Source organism: Streptomyces mutabilis (assembly GCF_014649815.1).
GTDB classification, from domain to species: Bacteria; Actinomycetota; Actinomycetes; order Streptomycetales; family Streptomycetaceae; genus Streptomyces; species Streptomyces mutabilis.
The window spans coordinates 102,770-122,576 of record NZ_BMTT01000005.1; the positions used below are offsets into that span (position 1 = coordinate 102,770).

A 19,807-nucleotide genomic window follows, 5' to 3' on the forward strand; every position below is an offset into this window, starting at 1 on the left:
GCGTCAGCGGCTCCGTGCGCTCGGCCGGTCGGCGGGTCGTGGGTCAGGAGGGCGTGGTGAGGGCCGTGTCCACCTGGATCAGGCGGGGGTGGTCGGGCCGCTCGGCGAGTACGGCGCGCAGTTCCTCGACCCCGCCCACATGCCGGGCGCGCACCCCGTAGCCCTCCGCGACGCGGGTGAAGTCCAGCCCGGGGATGTCCAGTCCGGGCGCGTCCGGCACTCCGAGCAGACCGCCGAACCAGCGCAGCGCCCCGTAGGTGCCGTTGCGCAGCAACACGATCGTCAGCGGGACCCGGTGCTGCGCGGCCGTCCACAGAGCGGTGATGCCGTAGTTGGCCGAGCCGTCCCCGATGACGCCGACGACCGGACGGCCGGGCTGGGCCATCGCCACCCCGACGGCGCCGGGCAGGCCGAAGCCGAGTCCGCCGGCCGCCGGGAAGTAGTAGGAACCCTGGTGGCGCAGATCCATCTGACGCCACCACGCGGAGTTGGTCGAGGTGGACTCCACGACGTAGGCGGTGTCCTCGGGCAGTTCGTCGCGCAGGGCGGCGAAGACCTGCTCGGGGTGGAGGCTCGGTCCGTCGGCGGTGAGCGGCTCGGGGGCGGGCCGGTACGGACGCGCGGGCTCGCCGCGCGCGTCGAGCGACCTCAGCAGCAGGTCGATGACGGCGCCGGGATCGGCGACCAGGGCCTCGCCCATCGGCGCCCGCGCGGCGGCCGACGCGTCCTCGGTCACCTGGACGAGCCGGGTGCCCTCGGGCAGATAACGGCCGGGCAGGTACTCGTGGTAGCGGAACACCGGCGCGCCCAGCACGAGGACGAGGTCGTGCCCCTCGAAGGCACGGGAGACGGGCGCGATACCGGCGGGCAGTACGCCCCGGAACTGCGGGTGCCGGTTGGGGAAGGGCAGCCGGAAGAGCGAGGGCGCCGCCCACACCGGGCCGCCGAGAAGCTCCGCCAGCCGGACGGCGTCGTCGAAGAGACCGGCCGAATCGATGTCGCCGCCCAGCACCAGCGCGGGGCGCCGGGCGGCGGCGACCCGCTCCACGAGCGCGCGGGCCTGCTCACCGCCGGGCACCGAGGCCCGCTCCACCCGCCGGTCCAGTACCGCCGGGGCGTTGTCGTCGGCCTCGGCCGACCAGTCGTCGTACGGCACGGAGAGGTACGTCGGCCGCTGCTGGAGCCGCGCCTCGAAGACGGCCTGTGCGAGGGCCCGCGGTACGTCCTCGGCGCACGCCGGCTCCGCCGCCCAGCCGACCAGCGGCTTCATCAGGGTTTGCGCGTCGACGCTGGCCAGGTTGGCCTCCGGCCCGATGGCCGGCCGCACCTGCTGCCCGGCCAGCACCACGAGCGGCGTACGGGACGCCACGGCGTTCGTCAGCGCCCCCATCGCGTTGCCCGAACCGGAGGCGGCGTGCAGGTTCACCAGCACCGGACGCCCGGACGCCTGGGCGTAGCCGTCCGCCATGCCGACCACCGCGCCCTCGTGCAGACCGAGGACGTAGCGGAAACCGTCGGGCAGGTCGGCGAGGAAGGGAAGCTCGTTGGAGCCCGGGTTGCCGAAGACGGTGGTGAGGCCCTGGCGCTCCAGGAAATCGTGGCAGAGACGGCGCACGGTTGACACGGACGTTCCTTTCGAAGTGATGCCGGACACGCTAGGGACCCCGCGACATGGGCACCAATAGATGTTTCGCCGAACCGATATAGAGTCCATCGATATGGGCACCTTCGATCTCAATCTCGCCCGCGTCTTCGTCCTGCTCTACGAGACCGGCAGCGTCACGGCCACCGCGGAGACGCTCCACGTCACCCAGCCCACCGTCAGCTACAGCCTGGGCAAGCTGCGGCGGCACTTCGACGACGAGCTGTTCCGCCGCAACGGGCGCGGACTGACACCCACGGCCGGTGCCCGGCGGCTGTACGAGCCGCTCCAGCGCGCCCTGGCGGAGATCGACGGGACGGTCCGTCAGGGCGACGCCTTCGACCCCGCCGCCATGTCGGGCCGTTTCACCATCGCCCTCTCCGACCTCGGCGAGGCCACCCTCCTGCCGAGGCTTCTGGCCGCCGCGCGCGAGCGTGCGCCGGGGGTGTCGTTCACGGTCCGGCCGTTCGACGTGGAGGACGCCGAGAGCCAGCTGCGCCGGGGTGACCTCGACGCGTTCGTGGCCACCCCGGTGATCACCTCGCACCTGACGGTGCGAATCCCGCTCTTCCGGGAGCGCTACGTCCTGATGGTCGCCGTCGACCACCCCCGGATCCGGGGCGACGAGGTCACACTGCCGGACCTCGCGGCCGAGCACCACGCGACGGTTTTCGGGCCGAGCGGTCACGTCGCGCCCCGGGCGGTACTGGCGGCGCACGGACTGCTGGAGCGGGTGGCCGTGGACGCCACCCGCTTCTCGATGCTGCCCTACCTGCTGGAGCAGACCGACCTGATCGCCATCGTCCCCGAGTACGTGGGAGAGGTCTTCACCGCCTCCCACCGGGTACGACTGGTGCGTCTCCCCTTCGACACCGAGCCGATCGAGATCGCCCTGTACGCGCGGCACGAGTCCTCGCGCAGCCCGGCGCAGCGGTGGTTGGTGCAGTTCATGGCCCAAGTGCTGGGCGAGCAGGTGAGCCCGGCCCAGCTGCCGCCGACCGCGGCGGTGACGTAGCGGTCACCGGCCGGAGGTCACGCCTTGCGGCCCACCCCGCCGAACATGGCGACCTCGGCGGGGAGTTCGCCGTCACCGGACTCCGGGCGCCAGCGGTTGCAGGAGACCACGCCGGGCTGCAGCAGCTCCAGCCCGTCGAAGAACCGGGCCACGGCGTTCGGGGTGCGCTGGGTGAGCTTCGGCGTGCCGTGCTCGTTCCAGAAGGCCACGGCCGCGTCGACGTCGGGCATGTCCGGCCGGGTGACGGTGTGCGACAGAACGAGATGGCTGCCCCGGGGCAGGGCGTCGACCAGTCGCCGCACGATCCCGTGGGCCTCTTCGTCGTCCTCGACGAAGATCACGACACCCAGCAGCACCAGCGCGACGGGCTCGCTCATGTCCAGGGTGCGCGACGCGTGCTCCAGAATGGCGTCGACGTTGCGCAGGTCCTCGTCGAGGTAGTCCGTGCGGCCCTGCGGGGTGCTCGTGAGCAGCGCCTCGGCGTGGGCCAGGACGATCGGGTCGTTGTCGACGTAGACGATGCGGGATTCGGGCGCGACGCGCTGGGCGACCTCGTGGGTGTTGTCCGCGGAGGGCAGTCCGGTCCCGATGTCGAGGAACTGCCGGATGCCCCGGTCGCCGGCGAGATGGCGCACCGCACGGCCCAGGAACTCGCGGTCGGCCAGGGCGTAGTCCCCGATGCCGGGGTGCAGTCGGCGTATCTGGTCGCCGGCCTGCTGGTCCACCGGGTAGTTGTCCTTGCCCCCCAGCCAGTAGTTCCAGATGCGGGCCGTGTGGGGCTGGTCCGTCCTGATCCTCTCGCGGGCGTCGTTCACGGCGGGCGACTCGGTCATGGGAATGTCCTCCGGTCCGGCTGGTTGATCACTCAAGGGCAAACGTAGCCCGCCGAGTTGGCCGGGGCGACGTCTCGGACCGGGTCGTGGGGCTCACCCTCATGACGGAACCCGGACCCACCGTCCTCGCCGCCTCCGGAGGCCATCGCACGGGCGGACGGACCATGGTGGCGTTCGACGCCCTGGCCCACTTCGCGGCGGACCTCTCGGGCGCGCACGGCCGACGCTCGCCCAGGACGTAGTCCGGGTGACGGACGGCTCGGTGGCCGACCTGCCGGCCGTGTGGCGTGTCCACGGCGTCGACCGGATCATGCGACGCGCATGGGAAGCAGGGGTCGTGCTCAGCGGAGTGAGCGCGGGATCGCTGTGCCGGTACCGGGGCGGCGCGACCGACTCCTCCGGCCCCGAACTGAACCCGCTCACCGACGCCCTGACTTCTGCCCTACGGCAACGGCGTGCACCACGACGTCGACGAGGGCCGCCGGCCGCTGATCCACCGGCTCGTCGCCGACGGCACCCTGCCCGCCGCCCACTGCACGGACGACGGTGTGGGCCCGGTCTACCGCGGCACCGAACTGGTCGAGGCGATGACGGAGACCGTGGGCAAGGGAGCCTACGTGGTGACCCGCGACGGCGACCGGGCGGTGGAGGAACGCCTTGAGCCGCGGCGGCTGCCCGGGGCGGGGTGACGCCTACGCCCCGTTCGGCACCCTGATCGGCTCCTTGAGCGGCGGTCGGACCCGACGTGCGCCGACGTACGCGTTTGCCGCCGGTGTGAGAGGCAAAGCGGAGTCCATGAGCGATCCGAACAAGAACACGAACCAGAAGCGCAGCACCACACGGACCGCCGAGGTGAAGACCAGCGGCGTCGCGGACGAGGCGACCGCCACCGCCTCGCGCGCCGGAAAGTCCGCCGCGGACAAGGCGGGTGACGCGGCATCAGCGGCCAAGGCGGGAGCCCAGCGTTCGGCCCGGGCCGCGAACGGCGCAGTGGAATCGGCGGCCAAGGGCGTCGAAGCCGGACGTCAGGCGGTCATCACCACGTCGGGGCAGGTCGCGGCAGGGGCGAAGACCGCGTGGACGGTCATCGCGAACCGCAAACTGGTCACCGCGGGCGTGGGCGCCGGCATCACCGCGCTGAGCGCCGTGTCGTACGCGGTGGGCCGCCGCGCGGGACGCCACACCCACGGTCCCCTCACCCGGCTCACCGGCGGTCGGATCTGACACCCCCCCGGCCGGTCCCGACGGCCACGGTCTGTGCCGCGGCCGGGCGCGCGTAGTACCGGTCGCCGACCGGACCCAGACCTTCCCGCACCTCCACGCGGGGCACACGCTCGTCGGCGGGACCGGGCGAAGGCCCGTCCGCGGGGCGCCCGGCCAACCGGTGCGCGGGCGAGACGAGCGGCTGCAGCACCTCCACCTCGGTCAAGCGTTCACCGTAACCGTGGCCCACCCCCGGTACCGGTCCCGTGCCGGCGCACCGGACAGGGGAAGATGGGTTCCGCGAGCGAATGCCCGACGATGCGGAGGAGTGGGCGCATGCAGCATGACCGAGCCGGGAAGCCGGCCGGCCCCGAGGACCTGATCGACGTCGCCCGGCTGGTGACGGCGTACTACGCGCTGCACCCGGACCCGGCCGAGCCCGGCCAGCGCGTGGCCTTCGGCACCTCCGGGCACCGGGGGTCGTCACTGGCGGCCGCGTTCAACGAGGACCACATCGCGGCGACCAGCCAGGCCATCTGCGAGTACCGGGCCGCACAGGGCACCGACGGCCCGCTCTTCCTCGGCGCCGACACCCACGCGCTGTCCGAGCCGGCGAGGATCACCGCGCTGGAGGTGTTCGCGGCCAACGACGTGACCGTCCTGATCGACACCGCGGACGGCTACACCCCGACCCCCGCGGTCTCCCACGCCATCCTCACCCACAACCGGGGCCGCACCTCGGGTCTCGCCGACGGCGTGGTCGTCACCCCCTCGCACAATCCGCCCTCCGACGGCGGCTTCAAGTACAACCCCCCGAACGGCGGCCCGGCAGGCTCCGACGCCACGTCCTGGATCCAGGACCGCGCCAACGAGATCATCACCGCCGGGCTGAAGGACGTACGACGCGTCCCCTACGCTCGGGCCCTCGCCGCGCCCGGCACCGGCCGCCACGACTTCCTCGACGCCTACGTGTCCGACCTGCCGAGCGTCCTGGACCTCGACGCGATCCGGTCGGCGGGCGTGCGGATCGGCGCCGACCCGCTCGGCGGAGCCTCAGTCGCGTACTGGGGACGCATCGCCGAGCAGCACCGCCTCGACCTGACGGTGGTCAACCCGCTCACCGACCCCACCTGGCGGTTCATGACGCTGGACTGGGACGGCAAGATCCGCATGGACTGCTCGTCGCCGCACGCGATGGCCTCGCTCATCGAGCGGCGCGACCGCTTCGACATCGCGACCGGCAACGACGCCGACGCCGACCGGCACGGCATCGTCACCCCGGACGCGGGGCTGATGAACCCCAACCACTACCTCGCCACCGCCATCGCCTACCTCTACGCCCACCGCACCGAGTGGTCGGCCGACGCGGGCGTGGGCAAGACGCTGGTGTCCTCCGGCATGATCGACCGGGTCGCCGCCGACCTCGGGCGCCCGCTCGTGGAGGTGCCCGTCGGCTTCAAGTGGTTCGTGGACGGTCTGGTCGACGGCACGCTCGGCTTCGGCGGCGAGGAATCGGCCGGCGCGTCCTTCCTGCGCCGCGACGGTTCCGTGTGGACCACGGACAAGGACGGCATCATCCTGGCCCTGCTCGCCTCCGAGATCACCGCCGTCACGGGGAAGACGCCGTCCGAGCACTACGCCGCCCTCACCGGCCGTTTCGGCGAACCCGCCTACGCCCGCATCGACGCCCCGGCCACCCGCGAGGAGAAGGCCCGCCTCGCAAAGCTGTCCCCGGCCGAGGTCACCGCCGACACACTCGCCGGGGAGCCGGTCACGGCGGTGCTCACCGAGGCACCGGGCAACGGAGCGGCCATCGGCGGCATCAAGGTGACCACCGAGAACGCCTGGTTCGCCGCCCGGCCCTCCGGCACCGAAGACGTCTACAAGATCTACGGGGAGTCCTTCCTCGGGGCGGACCACCTGCGCCAGGTGCAGGACGAGGCCAAGCTCGTCGTCCTCGGCGCCCTCGGTGACTGACGCCGTACCCGACTACCGGGCCGGTCAGCCGCGACCGGCCCGGGGGAGTGCCACGGTCAGCCCGCGGATCTCGTAACCGCCGATCGCCTCCTGGAAGGCGACGCGGGGCTCCCCGCTCAAGCGGATGCCGTCCAGGGCGAACAGCCGGCTGAGGAACACGTCGGTCTCCAACAGGGCGATGTGCGCCCCGGGGCACCGGTGCGGGCCGTCGCCGAAGGAACCCAAGCCAGGCCCCGGGCGGTCCCGATGACCGCGCGACCGGCCGGCGTCCTCACAGGATCAGTCAGCCGGCGGCCCCTGACCACCCCCGGAATCCGTCGGGCCGGCAGCACGGCTCGTCACATCGGGGTACGACCGTCCGGTGGCCGGCGGCGCAGGGCCCAGGGCGGCGCCCAGACCTCCGCGGCCAGGTGGCCGGACGGCCGGGAGGCGAGGTGGGCACGGAGCGCCGCCAGCGCGGGGTGCGGGTTGTCGGCGTGCAGGAGCAGGGAGTGCGGGTAGACGGGCGTCGGGTCGCGCAGGGGGATGCGCCGCAGACCCTGGACGGTCGGCTTGACGAGCGGTGTCCGGTCGCTGAGGAAGGTGGCGACGGCCGAGGACTCGGCGATCGTGTCGAGCAGGTCCTCGACGCCGAAGTTGGGCCCCGCCGTGTCGATGGTGAGCCCGAACTCGGCGGCGAGGGCGTCGTAGTAGGCCGACCACTCGGCGCCGGGGACGTTCCCCGGCATCCAGACGCGGTGCCCGGCGAGCTGGGCCGGGGTGATCTCCTCTGCCGCCGCGAACTCGTGGGCGGGTCCGATGACCAGATGGAGCGGCTCGTCGAAGAGGGGAGTGGCCTCGATGCCGTCCGGCAGTTCGAGCCCCGGCATGGTCACGCAGCGGAAGGACGCGTCGACCGCCCCGGACCGGATGGCGTCGATGGCCGCCCGCACGTCGGGGAGGGTGAGGACGTCGAGGGCGACACCGGGACGGGCGCGGTGGAAGTCGCGCAGCACGCCCGCCGTGGCGGCCCGCCTGCCGATCACGTCGACCCGCAGCGGGCGGCGTCCGGGCCGTACGGAGGCGAGGGCCCGCTCCTCGGCGTCGAGCAGCGCACGCGCGTGCGGGAGGAACGCCTGCCCGTCGACGGTGAGCCGGACCCCTCGCGCGGTGCGGGTGAACAAGGAGATGCCCAGACTCTTCTCCAGGGCGGCGACGCGTTTGGACACCGCCTGCTGGGTCACCGCCAACCGGTCGGCTGCGATCTGCAGCTGACCCGCCTCCGCAGCGGTGACGAAGGTGCGAACGGCGAGGAGATCCACGCCCGCCATCCTAGGAGCTGACAGCGGTCACGGTCCGGAGTGCCGGTTCTCCTGGGACCCACGCGTCCGGCGCCCCATCGGCCGGTGATCGTGACGACGGTCGGATGTTTCCCGGATTCGGGGGTAGACGGGCTGGCGTGACGGTCAAGGCTCGGGAAGAGGGCGGATCGATTGAACGGGGCTGTCCAGAACGGGAACCGGCCGAGAGAGGTGCCGGTCAGGGTTTCGGCGAAGTACGAGGGCAGGCCCGGCGACATCGCCCGGGGCCGGGAGCTGGCCCGTGGCTTCCTGGCACGTGTGCGGGCAACGCGGAACCGGCCGGTCTCCGACCGCGCGGTGGACCTGGTGCAGCTGGTCGTCAGCGAGCTGCTGACGAACGCCTGCAAGTACGCGCCCGGCCCGTCACTCGTCGACCTCGAGCTGGCCGAGGACCGGGTGGAGGTCACGGTGTGGGACAGCGACCCGGTGCTGCCGCTGGCCGAGGGCCCGGACCCGGACCGGATAGGGCGACACGGACTGGAGATCGTCATGGCCGTCTGCCAGAGTCTCGAGGTGCACCGGGAGCCCGTGGGCAAGCGTATGAGGGCCGCGGTGCGGCTCGCCGACGACCACGAAGGCACGGCCCTCGGCCACGCCTCCTGATCCGCTGGTGATTCCGCCCTCCTCGCGCCCTACCGGCCGGCGGAGCCCCGCTCACCGGCCCCGATCCGGTAGACCACGCTGCGGCGCAGTGGGCCCTCGGGCACATCCGGATCGTCGAAGTCGTCGGCCGGGTCGCGCGTCATGCCGAGGCGGCGCATCACCGCCTGCGAGCGGAGATTCGTGGCCGCGGTCACCGCCAGGACCTCCGCCAGCCCGAGCTCCTCGAAACCGAAGGAGACCACCGCCCGCGCGGCCTCGGTGGCGTAGCCGTGCCCCCAGGCCGGACGGGCCAGCCGCCAGCCGGCCTCCACCCCGTCGAAGGGCATCCCGTCCTCCACGGGATCGAGTCCGGTGAACCCGATGAACTCGCCCGTGCCGGCCACCTCCACCGCCCACCAGCCCCAGCCGCGCCGTTCCAGGTCGGCCTGGAACCCGGCCACGGACGCATCGCTCCGTTCCCGGGTGAGTGTCCCGGGGAAGTACTCGCGGACCAACGGGTCGGCGTTCATGGCCGCCCAGGGTTCCAGGTCGCAAGCCCGCCACTCGCGGAGCAGGAGACGATCGGTACGGATACCGGAGCCGCTCACGGCCTCACCTCGTCGCCTCTTCCGCGTCGATGACCTCGGCCGGGTCCGGCGCCTTCATGTTCAGCGGCTCGTCGAAGCCGGTGAAGGACGTGGTCGTGTCGTAGTCGGCGCCCTCGTAGACCACCTTGAGCAGATGGGGCTTGCCCTCCGTGGCGACGTGGAAGGTGTACGTTCCACCTTCGCCGCCCCCCTCGTCGGTCACGGTCAGCTCGACGGCCGCCCGGCCGGAGACGCGGGCGGTCTTCCCCTTCTTCGCCGTACCGAACGAGGTGAAGGGCCGTGTGCAGGAGGAAAGGCCGTCGCCGGGCTGCGCGGAGTCGGCCGGCGTCCTGATCCGCAGCCGCTGCTCGCCCGTGCCGCCGCCGGGCTTCCGCTTCTCCAGATAAGTGCGGTCGGGACGGACGTAGTCGGTCTCGCCCATCCGGATCCGCTTGAGACTGCCGCCATCGGGGAACGTGGTCTTCCCGGAGCACCGGCTGTCGAGGTCGGTGACCAGCCGGCTGGTCACCGTACCGCCCTTCGCGGCGGTGCTGGTGGAGTCGATCCGCACGGACTCCAGTGCCCGCATCGTGGCGTTGGCGTCCTCGAGCATCTCGTCGGCGGACTTCGTCCGTCCTGCGTCTCCGGCGCCGCACCCCGCAGTGAGAGCTCCTGCCGGCAGACAGCTCAGCACGGCCGTCGCCGCGGTCGTGGTCCTGGTCCGCACACACCCCTCCGAGGTACAAGATCGGCACGGGGAGCTTACCCGACCTCCCTCCTTCGGCCCTTCGGAGCGGTTCACCCCCGGCCGGTGGGGGAACCTGGCGGGATGGACGGTATCGGAAGGCTGTGAGGGTCGTGGCGTCACGCTGGGCGGGCCACCGGGAGGCCGACGGACCAGGGCCGGAGGACGCGGACGGCGTCGTGGAGCCCGGATTCGCCCGTGCCGTGCTGCGGGCCCTGGGTGCCGGCGTCCTCACCCTTGACGCGACCGGCCGGATCACCTCGGTGAACCCGTGGGCCGAGCAACTCCTGGGGCGGTCGGCGCGGGACATGGTCGGACACGACGCGCACGACCTGCTGCACCGGCACGCCGACGGCAGCCCCGTACCGCGCGAGCGGTGCACACTGCGCAACCCCCTGTCCGGGACGTCGTACGAGGAAGGCAGCGAGGAGTACCTCCAACGGGCGGACGGCACCACCGTGCCGATCATCTGGGCCACCACCCCACTGGTCCGGGACGGCCGGCCGGAGGGACTGGCGCTCGTCTTCCGCGACTTCAGCCTGCACCGCAGCGCCACCGAGGAGATCAAGGCGCGCACCGCCGCCCTGGAGGCCTTCACCACCCAGCTGCACCTGGTGGCCGAGATCTCCACGGTCCTCGTCCCCACCGAGCGCACCTCCGCCACCCTCCGCCGTCTCCTGCGGCTGCTGGTGCCGGAACTGGGCCAGTGGGCCGCGGCCGACCTGCACCAGGGCGGGTCGGAGGTCCTGGAGCGGGTCGCCGTCCGCAGCAGCGCCCACCCGCACCGGGCGGGAAGGCTGAGAGGACCGTCCACCCCGCTGCCGTACCCCGCCCGCGCCGCGCTGAACCGGCTGGTCAACGGCGACCGTCCCGTCCCGCTGAGTGCCGAGGAGGTGCTCGACGACCCGCACCACCCCCTCGCCGCCACGCACCGGGTGCTGTTCGAACGCCTCGGCGGACACTCCGCCGTCGTCGTCCCACTCCGCACCCGGCAGCGGTCGTACGGGACACTGACCGTGGCGCGCGCGGGGGACCACCCGGCGCACTCCGAGGCGGAGATCGCCCTGCTCGCCGACATCGGCCGCCGCGTCGGACTGGTCCTTGACTACGCCCGGCTCTACCAGGAGCAGCAGAACGTCGCCGCGACCATGCAACGCCAGCTGCTGACCCCCCTCCCACAGGTCGACCACCTGCGCATGGCGGCCCGGTACCGGCCCGCCGAGAGCGCGATGGAGGTCGGCGGCGACTGGTACGACGCCTTCCTGCTCGCCGACGGCGTCATGGCCCTGGTCATCGGGGACGTGGTCGGCCACGACCTGCAGGCCGCCGCCCACATGGCCGAGGTCCGCAACATGCTGCGCGCCCTCGCCTGGGACCACCAGGAACCGCCCAGCGTCATCATGCGGCGCCTGGACGAGGCCGTGACCAACACCAGCGACGCCCCGATGGCCACGCTCGTCTTCGCACGCGTCGAAGGCCCCGAGGGCGGCCCCTGGCAGTTCCACTGGGTCACCGCCGGCCACCCGCCGCCCCTGCTCGTCACCCGGGACGGCGCGACCCGCTTCCTGGAGGCGGGGCACGGCCCGCTCATCGGCATGAGCGCCACCCTGCGCCTCGGCCTGGACTGGCCCGACGTGAGCGAGGAGCTCCCGCCGGAGAGCATCCTCCTGCTCTACACCGACGGCCTGGTGGAGAGTCGCGACCGTCCGATCGACCTCGGTATGGCCAAGCTCCGCCACCACGCCGGCGTCCTGGCCTGCCGGCCGGAGGAGTGGACCATCGACGAGTACTGCGACGAACTGCTCGCCCGGATCGAGCCCCGCGGTGACGACGTCGCCCTGCTGGCCCTGCGCCTGCCCGCCGCGGGCGTCGGCGCCCCCGGCGACACCTCACCACCGCCGCCGCCCCAGTCCGCGCACAGCGACGCCACCCCCGACCGGGCGGCGCCCGGCTCCCGCCGCCAGGAGCCCGAGGTGCTCGACCCGACACACGCCGACCCCGACGAGTGACGGGGTACACCGACGGTCCACCGGCCGTTCCGCGGGCGCATCCACCGGCCGATTCACCCACGCCTTCACCCGCCTGAGCGTCTTGAGTGGTGAGACGCTGACAACGGGCTGACGGTAATTCACGTCGGGTCCGGGTCACCTCAGCTGACGAAGCACCAGCTGCCCGGTCGCGACGGAAGGAACCTCAGATGCGTTCTGCTCGCATGCTCCTGACCACTGCGGCGGCCTCGGCCGTCCTCGTCCTCGGCGCACCCGGCGCCCACGCGGCGACCGCCGGCGACTGGGAGCACGACGACTCTTCCTACAGCAAGGAGCACGACAACGGAGGCAAGCACGACGAGCCGCGCGGCGGGATGCACACGGGCGGCGGCGCCCTGGCCGCGGTGAACGAGGGCGACTGGGACGGCGGCGGCTCCAAGGAGGGCTCGCAGACCTACAAGCAGGACGAGGGAGAGAAGTCCTGGGGCGGCGGCGAGCACGACAAGCCGCGCGGCGGCATGCACACCGGCGGCGGCGGACTGGACGCCCCGGCCACGACCGCGGGCGGGCTGGCCGTCCTGGCCGTCGCCGCGACCGGCCTGTACGCCGTCCGACGCAGGAAGTCGGCCGACGGAGTGGCGTGAGCCGTGCCGGGCGCGATAGCAGTCGGGCCGCCACCCGGGAAGCATGTGGCGGCCCGGCTCGCCTCCACTCCCGCCCGTCCGTCCTCGTCCGTCCTCCGCCTGCCGTGCTGCCGCGCCCAAGTGAGGTGGTCCTCGATGGCAGTCCCCCCTACTTCATCCACCGACGACACGCCGGCGCTCACCGGACAGGGGTCTCGCCCGGGCACGACGGTGCTGTTCGCCGTGGCCCTCCTGGTCCTGGCGGTGAGCCTGATCGGCGGCAACGACACGTCCGCCGACTCCGCACCCCCGCCCCGCGCCCCGCAGCCCGCCTCGGCCCCGTCCGCCGCGGGCGACACCCGGACGGACCTGCCCCGGTCGAAGCCGGTGCGCCTGCTGATCCCGGACATCTCCGTCGACGCTCCCTTCACCGACCTCGCCATCGGTGAGAACGGGCAACTCGAAGCACCTCCCCCCGCCGACACCAACCTCGTCGGCTGGCACGCCGACGGCGCCTCCCCCGGCGAGACGGGCACCTCGATCATCGCCGGGCACGTGGACACCAAGACGTCCGCCGCCGTCTTCGCCCGCCTCGCCGAACTCGACGAGGGCGACGTCTTCCACGTGAAGCGGGCCGACGGACGCACGGCGTCCTTCACGGTCGACAGCCTGGAGACCTTCGACAAGGACGACTTCCCCAGCGAGCGCGTGTACGGCGACGCCGACCGGGCCGAGGTACGGCTCATCACCTGCGCGGGCGACTACGACCGCAAGGCCAAGGACTACACCGACAACCTCGTGGTCTTCGCCCACCTCACCTGAGCCGGGCACCGTCCCTGCCCCGGTCACCCGCGCAGTGCACACGAGTCGCGCGCCCCGAGGGGCGGGCACAGGATCGAGGCACGCCGACGGCGTATCACCGCGGCCGGCTCCCAGTTCCGCCACCCCCGCGAAGGACCCGCGAAGGAGATGTGCGCAGGATGACCACCACGCCCACCCCCGCATCCGAACCACTGACACGACAGGTGTCGCACCACGTCTCCCAGTCCGTGTTCGACGGCTCCCGACTGCGGGTCGTCCTGCTGGTGGAGGTCTACGACGGAGCCCAGCAGCAGTTCCTCGATACGTACGAGCAGCTGCGCAGCCATGTCGAGTCCGTGCCCGGGCACCTCGGCGAGCAGCTGTGCCAGTCCATCGAGAACCCCTCGCAGTGGCTCATCACCAGCGAGTGGGAGAGCGCCCCGCCGTTCCTGAACTGGGTGAGCAGCGAGGAGCACGTGAGGATGGTGAAGCCGCTGCACAGTTGCGTCCGGGACACCCGGTCGCTCCGCTTCCACGTCGTCCGCGAGACGAACCCCCCGGTCCCGGGCGCCGAGTCCGCTGCCCGCGGCCGACTCCAGACGTCACCGCGGATCGGGGACGGAGTGATCCGGCACGCCCTCACCTTCACGGTGAAGCCGGGCAGTGAGGGCGCGGTCGCCGAGATCCTCGCCGACTACGCCTCGCCCGAGCCGCGGGTCGACGACACCACACGGCTGTGCCGCACCTCGCTCTTCCTGCACGGCAACCGTGTGGTGCGGGCCATCGAGGTCCGCGGCGACCTGCTCGCGGCGCTGCGGCACGTGGCGGAACAACCCGAGGTGCGGGTCGTCGAGGAGGCCATCAACCCGTATCTGGAGCAGGACCGGGACCTCGGTGACCCGGAGTCCGCCCGGGTGTTCTACACGCGGGCCGCCCTGCCCGCCGTACACCATGTGACGGCGGGCGAGGAGGACCCGGCCGCCCGTCGGCACGCGCTGTCGTACCCCGCCCGGCCGGGTTGCGGCATGCGGCTGGCCCAGCTGCTGGCCGAGGCCGACGAGGCGGCGGCGGACGATCCGCGCACCCCGGTCCTGTGCAGCACCATCTTCCAGCGCGACGACGTCGTGGTCCGGTTGGTCGACGTACGCGGTGATCTCGACGACGGAGACCCCGGGGTCGCCCTCGGTCTCGCGGATCCCGCCCGGGTGGCCGAACTGACGACCCTGCTGGACGGTTCCGCCGGGGTGGACGGCTCCGCGCCCGCGGAGGGCGAGCTCGCCCGTGCTCTCGGGGGAGCCCGCATGGACCTCGTCACGGATCGCCGCGCGCCCGGCGCCTGACCCGCCCCCCCCCACGGCCCGCACACGTCGGCCGCCGCACCGCGCATGTCGCGGTCCGGCGGCCGACGTGCGGCGTGCTCTCTCGTCAGCTCACTCGGGCACGGTGCAGTCGAAGGCGTGCAGGTAGGGGTTGACCGGGCGGATGTCGTCGATGACGAGGCCCGCGTCGGTCAGCCGGCCGACCATGCTGTCGGTGGTGTGCTTGGCGCCGCCGACGTTGAGGAGCAGCAGCAGGTCCATCGCGGTGCTGAATCGCATGGAGGGCGTGTCGTCGACGAGGTTCTCGATGACCACGACCCGCGCCCCGGGGCCGCCCGTCGCCATGACGTTGCGCAGTGCGCGGGCGGTGCTGTCGTCGTCCCACTCCAGGATGTTCTTGATGACGTAGACGTCGGCCTGTACCGGGATGGCCTCCCGGCAGTCGCCCGGCACGATCTGCACCCGGTCCGCGAGCGATCCGCCCTCGCGCAGGCGGGGGTCGGCGTTCTCCACCACACGGGGCAGGTCGAGAAGGGTGCCGTGCATCGACGGGTACTTCTCCAGCAGGCTCGCCACCACGTGCCCCTGCCCGCCGCCGATGTCCGCGACCGACGTACAGCCCGACAGGTCGAGGAACGCGGCGACGTCCTGGGCCGACTGTCGGCTGGACGTGGTCATGGCGCGGTTGAAGACCTCGGCCGACTCGGGGGCGTCCTCGTTGAGATAGGTGAAGAACTCCTTGCCGTACAGGCCCTCGACGACGTTGTCGCCGGTGCGTACCGCCTCGTCGAGCAGGGGCCACGCGTCCCAGGTCCACGGCTCGGTGCACCACAGGGTGATGTAGCGCAGGCTGTGCGGGTCGTCCTCGCGCAGCAGCAGGGACATGTCGGTGTGCCCGAACGTGCCGTCCTTGTGCTCGGTGAAGACGCCGTAGCAGGTCAGGGCGCGCAGAAGCCGGCGCAGCGGCCCGGGCTCGGTCTTCACCGCGGCCGCGAGGTCCTCCACGGCCATCGGGGTGTCGCCGAGCGCGTCGGCGACACCGAGCCGGGCGGTCGCGCGGAGGGCGGCGGCACATGCCGCCCCGAACACGAGCTCCCGCAGCCGCATGGGCGGGGGCGGGACGGTCTGTGCGGTCGTCATGTGCCGCGGTCCTTCCTTCTTCTTGGGTCCTCGGGTGACTACGGCCGGCCGGTCAGCACAGTCCCGCGGGCTTGGAGGCGCCGCAGGTGTTGCCGGTGAAGGTGTTGCTCGCGGCGGTGTCCGCGGTCTCGGCGTTGACCAGGTCGGCGGGGGAGTTGTCGCGCAGCCTGTTGCCGTTGACCTCGTTCTTCGAGTTGCCGGCGCCCACCATGCTCTTGGCCAGGACGATGCCGCCCGACATCGACGACTCGCCGGAGTTGCCCTCGACCGTGTTGTCGGCGACCAGTACCTTCTCGACGCCGGTCAGGACGATGCCGGAGCCCTGGAGCGCCTCCAGCCGGTCGGTCTTCGGGCAGGACTTGTTGTTGCTCACGACGTAGTTGTCGCGCACGACGAGGTCGCCGGCCTTGGGCTTGTTCTCGTCGCCGACGACGAAGACGCCCGCGCAGTTGCCGGTGATGTAGTTGTCCGCGACGGCGAGATTGCGCAGCCGCCGGACGGTGACGCCGATCCGGTTGCCCTCGAGCCGGTTGTGCGCGACCTCCGTGCCCTGGGTGTCCGCGGCGCCTTCCTCGGCCTTGATGGTGTTGGCGAGGAAGATGCCCGCGTCGCCGTTGTCGCGGGCGGTGTTGCTTCGGAAGATCCCGTGGATCGACTGCTCCTGGGCGATGCCCCAGACCCCGTTCTTCACGGCCGTCACGTTCCGTACGGTCAGCCCGTCGGTGGCCATGGAGAACACGCCGGTGCGCTTGAAACCGGTCACCGTCAGGTTGGCGACGGTGACACCCTTGACGTTCTCGTCCTTCGTGCCGATCACGCAGATGCCGTCGCCGCCTTCGGCGCAGGTGTTCTCTTCGGCGGCCTTCTCCGTGCTCGGCTTGATGACGGTGTCGCGGCCCATGCCGCGCAGGGTGAGCCCGGGGGTGCTCACCTTGACGCTCTCGTGGTAGGTGCCGGGGGTGAGGAGGACGGTGTCGCCCGACCGGGCGGCGTCGACCGCCTTCTGGATCGATTCGCCGGGGTGGACCACGTGGGTCGTGTGGCCGGCGGACGCCGGGGCCGCGCCGATCCCCGTTCCGATCATCGCTGCGGTGCACACCAGGTACACGACATGGCATTTCTTCATATTCCGCACGTTATGCCCGAAAGATTGCCGCACCGGTCGGATGAGCCATCCGACGGCGTGTCATGAACCGACGGTGAACGCCCGGTTCTTGGGCAGACGGACGTGAGTGATCTTCATGTCGTCGGCCGGAAAGGAGGGACCGTCGTGACCGTTCCCGCACGAGGCCCCCGTCAGAGGCGCTCCGGGCGCCGCTTCGACCTCCGCGCGACGGCCCTGTTCTTCGGACTCGCCGCCGTCGGCCTGTGCGTCGCGGGGTGGGTCGTGCGGATGGCGCTCGACGTCGCCGAGCAGCGCCCCGTCTGGGCCTTCGTGCTGGTGCTCGGAGGAGTACTGGCCTGCCTCGCCGGCCGGCGAAGGCGCTCCGTCCCCCCCGCCTCCGTCCTGGCCCGGCGCACCACGGGCGCGCTGGAGAAGGGTACGGCGACGGCCCTGGACGCACTGGACGAGACACGGACGACCGTACGTCCACCGGAGGCGCACCACGTCCAGGAGCCCGTGACCGCGACGTTCGACGACCACGAGTCGTTCGGCCCCGACGAGTTCGAGCAGGCGACGGCCGACCTCTGTCTGCGCGACGGCTGCGGCGAGGTGGAGGTCGTCGGCGGCGCGGGCGACCTCGGCGCGGACGTGAAGGCGGTGACCCCCGACGGCCGACGCCTCGTCATCCAGTGCAAGTACTACGGCGACGGCAACAAGGTCGGCTCCGAGGAGATGCAGCGCTTCGGCGGCACCTGCTTCACCGTCCACGAGGCCGACATAGCGGTCGTCGTCACCACCAGCGACTTCACCCGGCCGGCCGCCGAGTACGCCGAGCGGTGCGGAATAGTCTGCGTGGACGAGCGCCGGCTGCGGGAGTGGAGCGGGGGTACCGGCCCGGCGCCCTGGGCGCTCGGCCCTCGCGCGACCGAGGGAACCGACCCCTTGGACCAGGACCTGTGGTGAACTCCGCCGCCACCCGCCCCGTCCGTCGGCCGGGGCGGGACGGTTTCGCCGCCGTTCAGTGGCAACCTGTGCCGCATGGGCAAAACAGCGCTGATCGTCATCGACATGATCAACACCTATGACCACAAGGACGCCGATTCGCTGATTCCCTCCGTGGAATCCGTACTCCCCGCCGTGACCGGTCTGCTGGAGCGGGCGCGGCGGCAGGGCGTCCCCGTGATCTACGTCAACGACAACTTCGGCGAGTGGCGCTCGCACCACGGCGAGATCCTCGACCAGGCCCTCGCGGGACCGCACGCCGGCCTCGTCGAGCCGCTGCGGCCGGACGACTCCTCCCTCTTCGTGGTCAAGGCACGCCACTCGATCTTCTTCGAGACCCCGTTGACGTACCTGCTGTACGAGCAGGGCATCGACCGGCTCGTGCTGTGCGGGCAGGTGACCGAGCAGTGCGTGCTCTACTCGGCGCTCGACGCCCACATCCGGCACCTTCAGGTCATCGTGCCGCGCGATGCCGTCGCCCACATCCACGCCGACCTCGCGGACGCCGCGCTGCGCATGATGCAGCGGAACATGGACGCCCGGGTGTGCGACAGCGGCGAGTTGTGGACGTGACACGAGCGATGCGGCAGTCGGGGGAGGCAGGCGCACGGTGGTAACGAGCGTGCCGGGGGTGGCTGTTCGCAGGGGACGCGTGTCGGTCGGGGCCGCCGAGGTCACCGCGGAACCGTGGGGGCGCCGCGACGCACTCGCCCGCCGCCTTCGCGCCGGTGCAGCACCCGGGGCCAGGCCCGGTCGATGCGGGACGGTGGTCCTGCCGGCCTCTCGCACCTCCGTGTGCCGTCCCCCCTCGACCGTTGACACCTCCGGCTCTGCCGTGTGTCACTCCCACCGGACGCGGGACGTCCTGCGTCCGGTCTGCTCCGGGGGGACGGCACGGCCCCGCCCGGCTTCCGCCACGGGCCGGAGAAGAACGACCTGGAGTACCGCATGCCCTTGCCCACGCCGCTGCGAGGCGTCGTCCCGCCGGTCATCACTCCCCTCACCCCGGCCGGCGAGGTGGACACCGCCTCGGTCCGCCGGCTCACCGAGCACCTGATCGATGCCGGTGTGCACGGCCTGTTCCTGCTCGGCTCAAGCGGCGAGGCGGCCTACCTCACCGACGCCCAGCGGCTGACCGCGCTGGAAACGGCCGTGGACACCGCGGCGGGCCGCGTCCCCGTGCTGGCCGGGGTCATCGACACCACCACCGCCCGGGTACTGGACCGCGCGGCCGACGCCGTCCGGGCCGGTGCACAGGCGCTCGTGGCGACGGCGCCCTTCTACACCCGCACGCACCCCGTCGAGATCGCCGACCACTTCCGGCGCGTCCGCGCGGCTGCCGGTCTGCCGCTGTTCGCCTACGACATCCCGGCCGCCGTGCACACCAAGCTGCCCCGCGCCGTGGTGCTCGACCTCGCCGCCGACGGCACCCTCGCCGGGCTCAAGGACTCCAGCGGTGACGAGGGCTCGTTGCGCCGGCTGCTGATCGAACTGCGCCGTCGCACACCGGACTTCTCCGTTCTCACGGGCTCCGAACTCACCGTCGACTGCGCCCTGCTGGCCGGTGCCGACGGCGTCGTGCCCGGCCTCGGCAACGTCGACGCCGCAGGTTACGTGCGGCTGTACGCGGCCGCCCGGGCCGGGGACTGGGCCGCCGCCAAGGCCGAGCAGGACCGCCTCGCCGCCCTGTTCGCCCTCACCGAGGAGGGCGACCCGGCCCTGATGGGCCCCAGCTCCGCCGCGCTCGGCGCCTTCAAGGCCGCCGCCCGCCTCTTGGACCTCATCGACTGCGCGGCCACCGCCGCACCGCAGGTACCGCTCGAGGAGGCGGCCGTGGTCCGGATCGGCGACCGGCTCGCCGAGGCCGGCCTTCTGTGACACCCCGCCCGGGGCCGCCGCCGTTCC

19 protein-coding genes and 2 pseudogenes are annotated in these 19,807 nt (G+C 72.4%); 12 read left to right on the plus strand and 9 right to left on the minus strand.

Translation table 11 applies throughout. The features are described from left to right. Nucleotides 1-43: 43 nt before the first annotated feature. Nucleotides 44-1,624, minus strand: coding sequence for a benzoylformate decarboxylase (gene mdlC / locus IE142_RS13380; RefSeq protein ID WP_191885959.1), 1,581 nt, complete (start codon nucleotides 1,622-1,624; stop codon nucleotides 44-46). 94 nt (nucleotides 1,625-1,718) lie between these two features. On the opposite strand from mdlC, the gene IE142_RS13385 reads away from it, so the two are divergent. Next, nucleotides 1,719-2,657 (plus strand): LysR family transcriptional regulator, encoded by a 939-nt coding sequence (locus IE142_RS13385; protein ID WP_191885960.1) that lies wholly within the window; start codon nucleotides 1,719-1,721, stop codon nucleotides 2,655-2,657. Between the two features lie 17 nt (nucleotides 2,658-2,674). Here IE142_RS13385 and IE142_RS13390 read toward each other — a convergent pair whose 3' ends face one another. Continuing rightward, nucleotides 2,675-3,490, minus strand: coding sequence for an SAM-dependent methyltransferase (locus tag IE142_RS13390; protein WP_191885961.1), 816 nt, complete (start codon nucleotides 3,488-3,490; stop codon nucleotides 2,675-2,677). Between the two features lie 101 nt (nucleotides 3,491-3,591). Between IE142_RS13390 and IE142_RS13395 the strand changes: the two are divergent. Then, nucleotides 3,592-4,179 (plus strand): annotated as a pseudogene (locus IE142_RS13395) (Type 1 glutamine amidotransferase-like domain-containing protein). Between the two features lie 106 nt (nucleotides 4,180-4,285). Beyond that, nucleotides 4,286-4,714: a hypothetical protein gene (locus IE142_RS13400; RefSeq protein ID WP_191885962.1), complete on the plus strand. Its 429-nt coding sequence runs from the start codon at nucleotides 4,286-4,288 to the stop codon at nucleotides 4,712-4,714. Here IE142_RS13400 and IE142_RS13405 read toward each other — a convergent pair. Beyond that, nucleotides 4,695-4,919 carry a hypothetical protein gene (locus tag IE142_RS13405; RefSeq protein WP_306432549.1) on the minus strand — a complete coding sequence of 75 codons (225 nt, stop codon included), beginning with the start codon at nucleotides 4,917-4,919 and terminating at the stop codon, nucleotides 4,695-4,697. The genes IE142_RS13400 and IE142_RS13405 overlap by 20 nt on opposite strands. Before the next feature lie 110 nt (nucleotides 4,920-5,029). On the opposite strand from IE142_RS13405, the gene pgm reads away from it, so the two are divergent. Next, nucleotides 5,030-6,670: a phosphoglucomutase (alpha-D-glucose-1,6-bisphosphate-dependent) gene (gene pgm, locus IE142_RS13410; protein WP_191885963.1), complete on the plus strand. Its 1,641-nt coding sequence runs from the start codon at nucleotides 5,030-5,032 to the stop codon at nucleotides 6,668-6,670. Nucleotides 6,671-6,694: 24 nt separating this feature from the next. Here the strand turns inward: pgm and IE142_RS13415 are convergent. Both IE142_RS13415 and IE142_RS13420 read right to left on the minus strand, forming a co-directional pair. Next, a pseudogene (locus IE142_RS13415) lies at nucleotides 6,695-6,904 on the minus strand (cytochrome P450); the annotation flags it as partial. Nucleotides 6,905-7,008: 104 nt separating this feature from the next. Then, the gene (locus IE142_RS13420) at nucleotides 7,009-7,971 is read right to left on the minus strand and encodes a LysR family transcriptional regulator (RefSeq protein ID WP_229830434.1); all 963 of its coding nucleotides are present in this window, start codon (nucleotides 7,969-7,971) and stop codon (nucleotides 7,009-7,011) included. Between the two features lie 210 nt (nucleotides 7,972-8,181). Here IE142_RS13420 and IE142_RS13425 point away from each other — a divergent pair, with 210 nt between their 5' ends. Further along, nucleotides 8,182-8,613 (plus strand): ATP-binding protein, encoded by a 432-nt coding sequence (locus IE142_RS13425; RefSeq protein ID WP_370466344.1) that lies wholly within the window; start codon nucleotides 8,182-8,184, stop codon nucleotides 8,611-8,613. Nucleotides 8,614-8,642: 29 nt separating this feature from the next. On the opposite strand, the gene IE142_RS13430 is transcribed toward IE142_RS13425, so the two are convergent. Both IE142_RS13430 and IE142_RS13435 read right to left on the minus strand, forming a co-directional pair. Beyond that, a complete protein-coding gene (locus IE142_RS13430) occupies nucleotides 8,643-9,200 on the minus strand; it encodes a GNAT family N-acetyltransferase (protein WP_191885966.1) in 558 nt (185 codons plus the stop codon). A gap of 4 nt (nucleotides 9,201-9,204) precedes the next feature. After that, a complete protein-coding gene (locus IE142_RS13435) occupies nucleotides 9,205-9,906 on the minus strand; it encodes a hypothetical protein (RefSeq protein ID WP_191885967.1) in 702 nt (233 codons plus the stop codon). A 131-nt stretch (nucleotides 9,907-10,037) separates the two neighbouring features. Here IE142_RS13435 and IE142_RS13440 point away from each other — a divergent pair, with 131 nt between their 5' ends. The 4 genes from IE142_RS13440 (at nucleotide 10,038) to IE142_RS13455 (ending at nucleotide 14,676) form a co-directional block, all read left to right on the plus strand. Beyond that, the gene (locus tag IE142_RS13440) at nucleotides 10,038-11,933 is read left to right on the plus strand and encodes a SpoIIE family protein phosphatase (protein WP_191885968.1); all 1,896 of its coding nucleotides are present in this window, start codon (nucleotides 10,038-10,040) and stop codon (nucleotides 11,931-11,933) included. Nucleotides 11,934-12,121: 188 nt separating this feature from the next. Further along, nucleotides 12,122-12,556, plus strand: a complete 435-nt coding sequence (locus IE142_RS13445; RefSeq protein ID WP_191885969.1) for a hypothetical protein — start codon at nucleotides 12,122-12,124, stop codon at nucleotides 12,554-12,556. A 135-nt stretch (nucleotides 12,557-12,691) separates the two neighbouring features. After that, nucleotides 12,692-13,357: a class F sortase gene (locus IE142_RS13450; protein ID WP_191885970.1), complete on the plus strand. Its 666-nt coding sequence runs from the start codon at nucleotides 12,692-12,694 to the stop codon at nucleotides 13,355-13,357. A gap of 158 nt (nucleotides 13,358-13,515) precedes the next feature. Further along, entirely contained in the window at nucleotides 13,516-14,676 is a 1,161-nt protein-coding gene (locus IE142_RS13455) for a SchA/CurD-like domain-containing protein (protein ID WP_191885971.1), read from the plus strand. A gap of 90 nt (nucleotides 14,677-14,766) precedes the next feature. Here IE142_RS13455 and IE142_RS13460 read toward each other — a convergent pair whose 3' ends face one another. Together IE142_RS13460 and IE142_RS13465 are read right to left on the minus strand one after the other, a co-directional pair. After that, entirely contained in the window at nucleotides 14,767-15,795 is a 1,029-nt protein-coding gene (locus tag IE142_RS13460) for a methyltransferase (protein ID WP_191885972.1), read from the minus strand. A gap of 52 nt (nucleotides 15,796-15,847) precedes the next feature. Continuing rightward, nucleotides 15,848-16,921 carry a right-handed parallel beta-helix repeat-containing protein gene (locus IE142_RS13465; protein WP_191885973.1) on the minus strand — a complete coding sequence of 358 codons (1,074 nt, stop codon included), beginning with the start codon at nucleotides 16,919-16,921 and terminating at the stop codon, nucleotides 15,848-15,850. A gap of 144 nt (nucleotides 16,922-17,065) precedes the next feature. Between IE142_RS13465 and IE142_RS13470 the strand changes: the two genes are divergently transcribed. The 3 genes from IE142_RS13470 (at nucleotide 17,066) to IE142_RS13480 (ending at nucleotide 19,780) form a co-directional block, all read left to right on the plus strand. Then, entirely contained in the window at nucleotides 17,066-17,863 is a 798-nt protein-coding gene (locus tag IE142_RS13470) for a restriction endonuclease (RefSeq protein WP_191885974.1), read from the plus strand. A 75-nt stretch (nucleotides 17,864-17,938) separates the two neighbouring features. Continuing rightward, on the plus strand, nucleotides 17,939-18,475 hold the full coding sequence (locus tag IE142_RS13475; RefSeq protein WP_191885975.1) for a cysteine hydrolase family protein: 537 nt from the start codon (nucleotides 17,939-17,941) through the stop codon (nucleotides 18,473-18,475). A gap of 375 nt (nucleotides 18,476-18,850) precedes the next feature. Next, nucleotides 18,851-19,780 (plus strand): dihydrodipicolinate synthase family protein, encoded by a 930-nt coding sequence (locus IE142_RS13480; protein WP_191886176.1) that lies wholly within the window; start codon nucleotides 18,851-18,853, stop codon nucleotides 19,778-19,780. The last annotated feature ends 27 nt before the right edge of the window (nucleotides 19,781-19,807 follow it).